This is a genomic window from Nocardioides sp. NPDC057577 (assembly GCF_042801335.1).
Lineage (GTDB): Bacteria > Actinomycetota > Actinomycetes > Propionibacteriales > Nocardioidaceae > Nocardioides.
On sequence record NZ_JBHVGB010000062.1, the window covers coordinates 20,479 to 28,525 of the forward strand.

Sequence of the window (8,047 nt, forward strand, 5' to 3'; positions counted from 1 at the left end):
TGATCACATCGAAAGGGGCCGAAAACCAGCGGAAACAGCACCGAAAGCGATCCGAAAGCGCGCGACGGAACCGATACCGAGCGATTAGCTCGTACGCATGGGCGCGGGCGTGGCCACGCGCTACCGTTCTTGAGCGTGAGGGTCTTGATCGTCGAGGACCAGGCGGGCCTGGTCAGCGCGCTGAAGGTCGCGCTCCAGCGGGAGGGGTACGCCGTCGACGGGGCCGGCTCGGTCGCCGACGCGCTGGAGAAGCTCGGCGTGAACGCCTACGACCTCGTCGTCCTGGACATCAATCTGCCCGACGGCAGCGGTTTCGAGGTCGCCGCGGCGCTGCGTACGGGGGAGGTGGAGGTTCCCGGGGAGGAGGCCCCACGGATCCTGATGCTCACCGCTCGTAACCGCCTCGACGACCGGGTCCGCGGCCTCGACGTGGGGGCCGACGACTATCTCACCAAGCCGTTCGAGCTGGCCGAGCTGACCGCGCGGCTGCGTGCGCTGCTGCGCCGGCCCAGCAGCGACGGCACCGCCGTGCTGACGCACGGACCGATCCGGCTCGACACCGCCCGTCAGCTGGCCCGGCGAGCCGACCGTGAGCTCGGCCTGACCCTCAAGGAGTTCTCCGTCCTGCGTTACCTGATGACCAGGCCCGCCTACATCGTCTCGGCCGAGGAGCTTCTCGAGCATGTGTGGGACGAGAACGCCGACCCGTTCACCCAGACCGTGCGGGTGACCGTCGGCACCCTGCGCCGCAAGCTCACCGTCGGCGAGGAGGCTCCGGCCCTTGAGACCGTCGTCGGCCGCGGCTACCGCCTCCGTGACCTGCCCGAGCTGGACCGGGGCGCGACCGCATGAGTGAGCGCTCGGGCCGGTGGTCGAGGGCGCCCCGGTGGCTGCGAACCGTGCGGGTGCGGCTGACCCTGACGTACTCCGCGCTCCTGTTCGGGGTGACTGCACTGCTCCTCGCCGGGGTCTACCTGGCGCTCTCCAGCAGCATCAGCGCCGCGCCGCTGGACCCGGTGACGGTCAAGAAGTTCGAGACCCAGGACGGCCACATCGTCTACAAGCCGGGGCAGGAGTTCCAGGCCGCGGACTTCGCCGATGTTCAGGAGGCGGTCAACTACGCCTCGCTCCAGACGCTGCGCAACTACTCGATCATCGCCCTGGTCGTGATGTTCGTGCTGAGCCTGGCCATCGGCTGGTGGGTGGCCGGGCGCGCGCTGCGCCCGGTCGGCGCGATCACCCGCACCGCCCAGGAGATCAACGCCTCCGATCTCACCCGGCGCATCGGTGCGACCGGACCGCACGACGAGCTGCGTACGCTCGCCGACACCATCGACTCCATGCTCGCCCGCCTCGACCGGGCGTTCTCCGACCAGCGCAGGTTCGTCGAGGACGTCTCCCACGAGCTGCGCAACCCGGTCTCCCTGATCCACACCAACGTCGAGGCCGTCCTCGCCAACGACCGCTCCACCGTGCCCGAACGGCGCGAGGCCAGCCTCGTCGTGCTCCAGGCCACCCGCCGGATGCGGCGCCTCCTCGAGGACCTGCTGGCCATCGCCCGCAGTCGCTCGGAGGCCTTCACCGACCGCCAGGTCGATCTGGCCGGCGCCGTGACCGCGGCAGTTCGGGAGTACCGGCTGCCGGCGGAGGCACGCGGCCTCGGCGTGGTCGAGCGCAGCCACGGTGGTCCCGTCGTCGTCGGCGACCCCGACGCGCTGCAGCGCGTGATGGCCAACCTCCTGTCCAACGCGGTCAGGCTCGCTCCGCCCGGATCCACCCTCACGGTCGGCATGGGCAGCCGCGACGGCTGGGCCTGGGCCGCGGTCGCCGACGAGGGACCGGGGATCGACGAGGCGAACCAGGAACGCGTCTTCGACCGGTTCTACCGGGGGAACGGTACGTCCGGCGACGACGCGGTCGCCGACGGCTCGGGCCTCGGCCTCTCCATCGCCCGCCAGATCGCCGAGAGCCACGAGGGCCGGCTCGTCCTGGTCAGCCACGGCTCCTCCGGGAGCACCTTCGTGCTCTGGCTTCCCGACCACGCCATGAACCGTTCGGCCGGGCGCACCGACGCGCCACCAGAAGGTGACCCGCTGCTCGGCTGAGCGACTGAGGTGCCCTGAGAGTGCCTCCCGCCGGGCGAGGCACGGACCTACCGTTTGAGGAGTGAGCATGAGAACAGCAGCGACGTGGCACGGCGTACGAGCTCTCGCCCCCGTGGTTCTGCTCGGAGCCGTCACCGGCGCCTGTATGAACGTCACGGTCCAGGTGGACCCGGCGCCCACGCCGCCCACCCAGCCGACGACCTACTACGGCACGGTCGAGGAAGCCCGCTGGTCCACGACGTACGCCGAGGACCCGACGTACGAGACGGGGAAGGACTGCTGGGCGAGCTGAACCGCCTCGCCGCTACCGGCTTCCGAGCAGCTGGCGCGCCATCACGACCCGCTGGATCTGGTTGGTGCCTTCATAGATCTGGGTGATCTTGGCATCGCGCATCATGCGTTCGAGAGGGAAGTCCTGGGTGTAGCCGGCTCCGCCGAGGAGCTGGACGGCGTCGACGGTGATCTCCATGGCGGTGTCGCTGGCGAAGCACTTGGCGGCCGCGCCGAAGAAGGACAGGTCCCCTGCGTGCCGCTCGGACTTGGCTGCAGCGACGTAGACGAGCTGGCGGGCGGCCTCGAGCTTCATCGCCATGTCGGCGAGCATGAACTGGATCCCCTGGAAGTCGGCGATGCGCTTGCCGAACTGCTGGCGTTCCTGGACGTAGGCCAGGGCGTGGTCGAGGGCGCCCTGGGCGATGCCGATGGCTTGGGCGGCGATGGTGATGCGGGTGTGGTCCAGGGTGCGCAGGGCGAGCTGGAGGCCGGTGCCGGGTTCGCCGATGATCCGGTCACCGGGCAGGTAGACGGCGTCGAAGTTCAGCTCGCAGGTGGGGGACCCCTTGATGCCGAGCTTCTTCTCGGGGGCGGCGATGGTGAACCCCTCGTCGCTCTTCTCCACGACGAAGGCGCTGATGTTGGATCCGCGCCGACCGCCGGGGTCGGTGACGGCCAGGACGGTGTAGTAGTCGGAGATCCCGGCGTTGCTGATCCAGGACTTCTGGCCGCTCAGCACCCAGTTGTCGCCGTCGAGGACGGCGCGGGTCTTCATGGAGGCGGTGTCGGAGCCGGCCTCGCGCTCGGAGAGGGCGTAGGAGAACGCCGAGGTGCCCGCGGCGAGCGGTGGGAGGTAACGCTGGTTGAGGCTCTCGGAGCCGGCCAGGATGAGCGGGAGGCTGCCGAGCTTGTTGACCGCGGGGATCAGTGAGGAGGAGGCGCACACGCGGGCGATCTCCTCGATGATGATGCAGGTGGCCAGGGCGTCGGCGCCTTCACCGCCGTACGCCTCGGGCACGTGCGCCGCATGGAACCCGGAGGCGACGAGAGCGTCGTAGGCCTCGGTGGGGAATCTGCTGTTGGCGTCGACGTCGGCGGCGTAGGGGGCGATCTTGTTGGCCGCGATCGCGCGCACGGCCTCGCGCAGGTCGAGGTGGTGGTCGGCGAGCTCGAGGTAGGGAAAGTCGTCGGTCATGATGGCTCCTTGATGGATCAGTAGTGGTAGAAGCCGCGGCCGGTCTTGCGGCCCAGCAGACCGGCATCGACCATCCGCGCGAGGAGCGGCGGCGGGGCGTAGAGCGGCTCCTTGAACTCCTCGTAGAGCGACTCGGCCACGGCCTTGGTCGTGTCCAGCCCGATCAGGTCCGCGAGCGCCAGCGGTCCCTGCGGGTGGGCCGCGCCGCGCACGAGCCCCTGGTCGATGTCCTCGGCGGTGGCGAACCCGGACTCCAGCATCCGGATCGCGGAGAGCACGAACGGGATCAGCAGCGCGTTGACCACGAAGCCGGCCCGGTCCTGGGAGTCGATGGGGTGCTTGCCGAGGTCCTTCTCGACGAACCCACGCACGCGGTCGGCGGTCTCCGGCGCGGTCAGCAGGCTGGGCACCAGCTCGACCAGGGAGAGCACGGGGACCGGGTTGAAGAAGTGCAGTCCGATCACCTGCGCCGGCCGCTCGGTGGCGACGGCGAGCTTCATGATCGGGATGGAGGAGGTGTTGGAGGCCAGGACGGCCTCGGGGTCGGTCACGATGGCGTCAAGCCGGGTGAACAGCGCGGTCTTGGCGGCTTCGTCCTCGACGATCGCCTCGATGACGAGGTCACGGTCGGCGAGCGCTTCGAGGTCGCTGCTGAGGGTGATGCGCTCCAGCACGTCGGTGGCCCGGGTGATCTTGCCGCGCTGCTCGGCCCGCTCGAGGGAGGCCCGCAGACGCTCGTGGCCGGCCTCGGCGGCCGCGGGGTTGGCGTCGATGAGGACGACGTCCTTGCCGGCGCGCGCGGCGACCTCGGCGATGCCGGCGCCCATCAGTCCCGCGCCGACGACGCCGATGTGGTTGAACCCAGTCATGTGCATCCTCCAGAAGTTGGTACGCAGTACCTTATAGACGGAACGTCGTACCATCAAGTACGTTTCAGGGCATGAGCGAGAAGCCTCGATCGGCGACGACGAAGGACCGCTTGGTCGCCGCGGCGTTCGAGCTGTTCGAGGAACGTGGCTTCGACGCGACGACCGCCGAGGACATCGCGCGTCGTGCCGGCGTGGGGCGCACGACCTTCTTCCGCGCGTTCGGGTCCAAGGACGACGTGATCTTTCCCGAGCACGACCAGCTGCTCGGTCGCATCGACCAGCGTCTGGCCGCCGCGACCCCGGCAACGCGAGCGCTCGCGCTGAGCGAGGCCACGCGGGTCGTGCTGCGGCACTACCTCGACGAGGGCGAGCTGGCGCGAGCGCGCTACCGCCTGGTCGGCTCGGTGCCCGCCCTACGTGCCCGTGAGACGGGTGGGATCCAGCAGTACCAGCGGCTGTTCGCGCGTTGGCTTCGGGAGTGGATGTCCGACCTGCCCGACGGACAGCTGCGCGCCGACCTGCTGGCCGCCGACCTCGTGACGGCGCACAACTTCGTGCTCCGACGCTGGCTCCGGGACCAGACCTCCGACCCGGAGAGCGAGTTCGACCAGGCGATGCGGGTGGCCCTCGAGCGCTATCAGCCCTCGGGCCTCGGGCCGTCCTCGGCCGTCGTCGTGCTCCGCACCTCGGCCACGCCCGCCGCCATCCAGGCGCAGCTGCAGCCGTTGCTCGACGACGACGCGCCGTGAGCTGAGCCGATCTCAGCGCCTGGCCAGCACGAGCGCGTACGCCTCCTCCGGATCGGCCCACCAGCGAAGGTCGCTGAAGCCCGCCGCGGCGAGCTCGAGTGCGACGATGCTTCGGCGGAACTTGCAGGACAGCTCGGTGAGAAGCTCTTCGCCCTCGTCGAACTTGATGACGAGCTCGAGCTCGCTCAGGTCCACGCGGGCGGACTCCTGCGCGACGAGTCGCATCTCGATGCGCTCCTCCTCGGTGTTCCAGAGCGCCAGATGCCGGAACCCGTCGAGGTCGAAGTCGGCGCCCAGGCTCTGGTTGAGAACGCGCAGCGCGTTGAGGTTGAACTCGGCGGTCACGCCGGCGGAGTCGTCGTAGGCGGCGACCAGCTTCCCGGGGTCCTTGGCCAGGTCCAGCCCGAGCAGCAGACCTTCCCCGGGCTCCATGGCAGCGGCGACCGATCCCAGGAACCGTTCGCGTCCCGGGCGGTCGTAGTTGCCCAGCGTGCTGCCGAGCAGCGCGATCAGCCGGCGTCCCGGCCTCGGCAGCTGCCCGAGATGCTGGTCGAAGTCGGCGACGACACCGTGCAGCGCGAGCCCCGGCCGCTCCTCGGCGAGCGCGTCCATCGCCTGGGTGAGCGCGCTGGCGCTGACGTCGACGGCGACGTACGTCGTCAGCCGGTCGGTCTGCGTCAGCGCGTCGAGCAGGAGCCGGGTCTTCTCCGAGGAACCGGATCCGAGCTCGAGGAGCACCTCGGCGTCGGCGGCCTCGGCGATCGCTTGCGCGTGCTCGGTCAGCAGCGCCCGTTCGGTGCGGGTCGGGTAGTACTCGGGCAGCCGGGTGATCTCCTCGAACAGCTCCGAGCCGCGCTGGTCGTAGAAGTACTTCGGCGGGAGCCACTTCGGCGATGCGCTCAAGCCGGTGCGGGCGTCCTCCGCAAGGCTCCGGCGCAGATCCTCGGCGGTCAGCAGGGTGGTGAGCCTGCCGCTGGCTGGTGTGCTCGTGCCGGCCTGATCGTTGCTGTCGAGGGTCACGCGGGGTTCTCCTTCGAGTTGTGACGAGGTGTGTCGAGCCGCCACCAGGTGGGTCCGCACGGGCTGAGGACTCCGATGGTGCGCGGCGGGATCGAGGTGGACGGAGCGCCTGGGAGCGGACGGTTGCTGACGACGTACTCCCAGGACGCCGGCTCGGCCAGGTGGCTGCCCTCGTTGCCGGTCAGCAGGGCGAGGTCCTCGCCGTCGCTGAGGAGGACCGAGAAGCCGCCGACCGCCAGCTCGTTGGCGATCTGGACCACGGCGGAGCCGATCGGCAGGCGCTCCTGCTGCGCCTTGTCGAGGATGAGCCTCCACGAGTCGTCGATGGTGCCGCTGACCGCGGCGGTCCAGTGACCGATTCGCAGCGGCGCGGGGCAGTCGTCGTGATCACAGGCCCAGTCGAGATGCGTCCGGGGTGGTCCGAGGATGCCGCGATGGGTACAGGTGACGGCAGCCGACCAGGTCACGCACGACGCCCGTCGTCGGCGAGCCGGAGCCCGGTGACGGGCCAGCGTGCACCGGGCGGGAAGAAGTTGCGGTACGAGGCTCGGGTGTGTCCCGGCGGGGTGAGCGCGCAGCCACCGCGGAGCACCATCTGGCTCGACATGAACTTTCCGTTGTACTCACCGATAGCGCCGGCGGCGGGGTGGAACCCCGGGTAGGGCAGATAGGCCGATGAGGTCCACTCCCAGCAGTCCCCGAAGAGCTGTCGCAGACCGCCGGTCGCGGGGCCGGCGGCGCGCGGGTGGAAGCTGTCCCGGTCGGCGAGGTTGCCGGCCACCTCGTAGGTCCGGGCGGCGTGCTCCCACTCGGCCTCGGTCGGGAGGCGCTTGCCGGCCCAGGTGGCGTACGCGTCGGCCTCGTAGTGGCTCAGGTGGCAGACCGGCAGCCCCGGGTCGAGCGGTGAGGTGCCGTGCAGGGTGTGCTCGAACCACTCCCCGTCGGCCTGGCGCCAGTAGAAGGGCGCCTCCCAGCCCTCGGCGGTGACCCGCGCCCACCCGTCCGAGAGCCACAGCTCGGGGCGCCGGTAGCCACCGTCGGCGATGAACTCCAGCCACTCGCCGTTGGTGATCAACCGGTCCGCGAGCCGGTACGGCTCCAGCCACTGCTGGTGCCGTGGCAGCTCGTTGTCGAAGCAGAACCCACCGCCCTCGGACCCGATCTCGACCAGGCCGCCGTCGACGTCCACCCAGCCCAGCCGGTCGGTCCCGTCACCTGCGGCCGGAAGACCGGCGTAGGTCGGCTGCAGCGGGTTGAGCGACAGCACGTGCTTGATGTCCATCAGCAGCAGCTCCTGGTGCTGCTGCTCGTGGTGGAAGCCGAGCTCGATGGTCGGGGCGAGCTTGGCGAAGGTGCCCTCGTCCACCCGGTCGAGCAGGTCTCGGACCCGGTCGTCGACGTTGCGCCGGTAGTCGCCGACCTCGTACGCCCCGGGGCGGCTGATCACGCCACGCATCGGCCGTGCGTACCTCGGCCCGACCTGCTCGTAGTAGCTGTTGAAGAGGAACCAGTACTTGTCCTGGAACGGTGTGAAGCCGGGCTCGTTCTGCGCCAGCACGAAGGTCTCGAAGAACCAGGTCACGTGCGCGCGATGCCATTTGGTGGGGGAGACATCCGGCATCGACTGGACCGTCTGGTCCTCGGGGGAGAGAGGTGCTGCGAGGCGTTCGGTGTCCGCTCGGACCTCGTCGAAGCGGGCGATCGCGGTGGTCGTGTCCATCTCACGTCTCCTGTCGGAGGGTCGGGTACGCCAAGTGCTACGAACCACTCTGCCTGGTCGCTCAACCCGCGCCACGCGATTCAGCGGTTGTCGCACACCGGGCCCGGTATGGGCCC

The 8,047-nt window shown here is 69.9% G+C and carries 9 protein-coding genes; 4 read left to right on the forward strand and 5 right to left on the reverse strand.

Annotated features, from left to right (window positions below; translation table 11 throughout):
- Positions 1-135 precede the first annotated feature (135 nt).
- From ACFU7D_RS14440 to ACFU7D_RS14450, 3 genes are all read left to right on the forward strand, one after another.
- A complete protein-coding gene (locus ACFU7D_RS14440) occupies positions 136-852 on the forward strand; it encodes a response regulator transcription factor (protein WP_378868073.1) in 717 nt (238 codons plus the stop codon).
- A complete protein-coding gene (locus tag ACFU7D_RS14445) occupies positions 849-2,105 on the forward strand; it encodes a sensor histidine kinase (RefSeq protein WP_378868076.1) in 1,257 nt (418 codons plus the stop codon). The genes ACFU7D_RS14440 and ACFU7D_RS14445 overlap by 4 nt, the downstream gene beginning before the upstream one ends.
- 67 nt (positions 2,106-2,172) lie before the next feature.
- Positions 2,173-2,397, forward strand: a complete 225-nt coding sequence (locus ACFU7D_RS14450; protein WP_378868078.1) for a hypothetical protein — start codon at positions 2,173-2,175, stop codon at positions 2,395-2,397.
- A gap of 12 nt (positions 2,398-2,409) precedes the next feature.
- On the opposite strand, the gene ACFU7D_RS14455 is transcribed toward ACFU7D_RS14450, so the two are convergent.
- Positions 2,410-3,573, reverse strand: a complete 1,164-nt coding sequence (locus ACFU7D_RS14455) for an acyl-CoA dehydrogenase family protein (RefSeq protein ID WP_378868081.1) — start codon at positions 3,571-3,573, stop codon at positions 2,410-2,412.
- 17 nt (positions 3,574-3,590) lie between these two features.
- A complete protein-coding gene (locus ACFU7D_RS14460) occupies positions 3,591-4,448 on the reverse strand; it encodes a 3-hydroxybutyryl-CoA dehydrogenase (RefSeq protein ID WP_378868084.1) in 858 nt (285 codons plus the stop codon).
- Positions 4,449-4,513: 65 nt separating this feature from the next.
- Between ACFU7D_RS14460 and ACFU7D_RS14465 the strand changes: the two genes are divergently transcribed.
- On the forward strand, positions 4,514-5,191 hold the full coding sequence (locus tag ACFU7D_RS14465) for a TetR family transcriptional regulator (protein WP_378868087.1): 678 nt from the start codon (positions 4,514-4,516) through the stop codon (positions 5,189-5,191).
- Positions 5,192-5,203: 12 nt separating this feature from the next.
- On the opposite strand, the gene egtD is transcribed toward ACFU7D_RS14465, so the two are convergent.
- From egtD to egtB, 3 genes are read right to left on the reverse strand one after another with little or no spacing between them, the layout of a single operon-like run.
- Positions 5,204-6,211, reverse strand: coding sequence for an L-histidine N(alpha)-methyltransferase (egtD, locus tag ACFU7D_RS14470; protein WP_378868089.1), 1,008 nt, complete (start codon positions 6,209-6,211; stop codon positions 5,204-5,206).
- Positions 6,208-6,678: a hypothetical protein gene (locus tag ACFU7D_RS14475; protein WP_378868091.1), complete on the reverse strand. Its 471-nt coding sequence runs from the start codon at positions 6,676-6,678 to the stop codon at positions 6,208-6,210. The genes egtD and ACFU7D_RS14475 overlap by 4 nt, the downstream gene beginning before the upstream one ends.
- Positions 6,675-7,931, reverse strand: a complete 1,257-nt coding sequence (gene egtB / locus ACFU7D_RS14480) for an ergothioneine biosynthesis protein EgtB (RefSeq protein ID WP_378868094.1) — start codon at positions 7,929-7,931, stop codon at positions 6,675-6,677. The genes ACFU7D_RS14475 and egtB overlap by 4 nt, the downstream gene beginning before the upstream one ends.
- Positions 7,932-8,047: the final 116 nt, after the last annotated feature.